Origin of the sequence: Nostoc sp. NMS4 (genome assembly GCF_017115095.1) — a bacterium.
GTDB lineage: Bacteria > Cyanobacteriota > Cyanobacteriia > Cyanobacteriales > Nostocaceae > Nostoc.
Genome location: NZ_JABXKI010000028.1, coordinates 1 through 2505, shown reverse-complemented (window position 1 = coordinate 2505; position 2505 = coordinate 1). Strand labels below are relative to the sequence as shown.

General features: G+C 43.0%; 1 protein-coding gene and 1 pseudogene. Both read left to right on the top strand.

Features of this window, described 5'->3' with window-relative positions; all coding sequences use genetic code 11:
* Nucleotides 1–460 precede the first annotated feature (460 nt).
* The gene (locus tag HWQ37_RS00640; RefSeq protein ID WP_292742611.1) at nt 461–1813 is read left to right on the top strand and encodes a histidine phosphatase family protein; all 1353 of its coding nucleotides are present in this window, start codon (nt 461–463) and stop codon (nt 1811–1813) included.
* 289 nt (nt 1814–2102) lie between these two features.
* Nucleotides 2103–2505 (top strand): annotated as a pseudogene (locus HWQ37_RS00635) (dihydroorotase); the annotation flags it as partial.

The following is a 2505-nucleotide window of genomic DNA, read 5'->3' as shown; positions in this document are numbered from 1 at the left end:
CGATCGCCTCCCATAAGTATTGTCATTTTTCTCTGTTTGTATGAAACCACCCTGCAACCACCCTTTTTAAGAGGGGGGCAAAAAGCTCTTAAAGTCCCCCAATTTATCGTGGGATTTAGGGGGATCTACGAGGATTTTGGTTTTATAAAAAGATGTGTGTACACCGTAGCTTGTAAAGGGGAGGGTTAGGGAGGGGTAAAAAAATATTTGATACATCAATCATGACTTTTCAAACATCCTCTTAGCGAGTCTTCTCCCAAAGGGAGACGCTACGCGAACAAGCGTCATTACGAATTACGAATTACGAATTTAGTGCCTTACTACAGTACCTAAAATTGTTCAAAAATCAAATAGGAATCCTATAGTATTAAAGCGCCTAACTCAATCCGCGCTCCTAAGTCGATAATTATGCAATCGTTTTGCAGTAAAATTAATCGTCAAGATAGAGGAGGGCTTTGAGATGACTCGTGTCATCATTGTGCGCCACGGTCAAAGCGGTTATAACACCGAGCGGCGTATCCAAGGACGCACTGATGCGTCAACATTAACCGAAAAAGGTCGTAAAGATGCCAGTAAAGTAGGCAAAGCCCTCAGCAATATTTTATTTAATGCGATTTACAGCAGTCCCTTGCAACGAGCGAAACATACAGCAGATATTATCCATAGTGAGTTAGCTGCTCATTCTGAACAATCTGCTGTACTCCAAGTTTCCGATTTGCTGCTAGAAATCGACCTGCCTTTATGGGAAGCACTGCTAACTTCTGAAGTCAAGCAACAATTTGCCGAAGACTACCGCACTTGGCATCAACAACCCGACAAACTGCGGATGCTGCTTAATGATGCACAAGGTACAAGAGAACATTTTCCTGTTCTTGCTTTATACGAACAAGCACGGCAGTTTTGGCAAGAAATTTTGTCCCAGCATCAAGGCGAAACTATTCTCATCGTGGGACATAACGGAATTAATCGCGCCTTAATTAGCACAGCGCTAGGAATCCCCCCCAGTCGCTACCACTCAATACAGCAATCTAACTGTGGCATCACCGTATTAAATTTTGCTGGGGGATTAGGCGAACCAGTCCAACTAGAATCCTTAAATCAGACGCAACACACCGGAGAAACTTTACCCTCATTGCGACCGGATCATCAAGGAATAAGATTGTTACTAGTGCGTCATGGTGAAACCGACTGGAATCGTCAAACCAGATTTCAAGGACAAATTGATGTCCCTCTCAACGACAACGGTAGGCAACAGTCGCAAAAAGCCGGTGAATTTCTCCAAGATGTAGCGATTAATTTTGCTGTAAGTAGCACAATGCTGCGCCCTAAAGAAACAGCAGAAATCATCTTAAAACAACATCCAAATGTCAAGTTAGAATTGCAAGATGGTTTAAGAGAAATCAGTCATGGTCTGTGGGAAGGAAAATTAGAAACAGAGATAGAGCAAGAGTTTCCCGGAGAGTTGCAGCGATGGCGGCTGATACCAACACAAGTACAAATGCCTGAAGGAGAGAATTTGCAGCAGGTGTGGGAGCGCAGCGTTGCAGCTTGGCAATCAATTATCCAAACGGCATCAAATAATCAATTTAAAACTGTATTAGTAGTAGCTCATGATGCTACTAACAAAACCTTGCTTTGTCACATTCTGGGTTTATCGCTAGAAAATTTCTGGAGTTTTCGCCAAGGTAATGGTGCAGTCAGTGTTATCGACTACCCTGCTGGAATCGATGGTTTACCAGTACTGCAAGCAATGAATATCACCTATCACTTCGGCGGAGACGTACTAGATAAAACAGCTGCGGGAGCGTTGTGAGTGCTGAGTTGTGTTAGCGGTAGCGGGGCGTTTAGCCCGTGCTGAGTGCTGAGTGGGGAGTTAGGAGTTAGGAGTGAGGAGTGAGGAGTGAGGAGTAAATTTAGAAGCAATGACTAAAGAACAAATAACTTATAAGTAGCTAGACGTAAATAAATTAAAGTTTGTAGTAAGGACTTTAGTCCTAATAATCCTTGCTTTGAAAGATAAATCGCTCACTACGAACTAGGATTTTACTTTATGTTTAATTATGCCTACCTACTTAACTCATAACTCATAACTAAAATCTTTTATGACTGAACTGCTGCAAAAAGTACGAGTAATTGACCCAGTTTCTGAAATCGACGAAATCTTTGATGTGCTAATTACCGATGGCTATATCCGAGAAGTGGCTTCACACATTTCTGATATCAGTTCTGATACTCAAATCAGAGATTGCCAAGGATTAGTTCTCGGTCCTGGGTTAGTGGATTTGTACAGCCACTCTGGTGAACCTGGCTTTGAAGAAAGAGAAACCCTCTTATCTTTCTTACAAGCTGCTGCTGCTGGCGGCTTTACCAGAGTTAGCATTTTACCCGATACATCCCCAGTTATTGATAACCCTGCACTTGTGGCACAGTTGCAACAGAAGAGGAGAGAGGGACAAGGAGGACAAGGAGGACAAGGAGGACAAGGAGGACAAGGAGGACAAGGAG

Coding starts and splice junctions, on each gene's coding strand:
- HWQ37_RS00640 (WP_292742611.1), top strand. CDS start 461: ATGACTCGTGTCATCATTGTGCGCCACGGTCAAAGCGGTTATAACACC.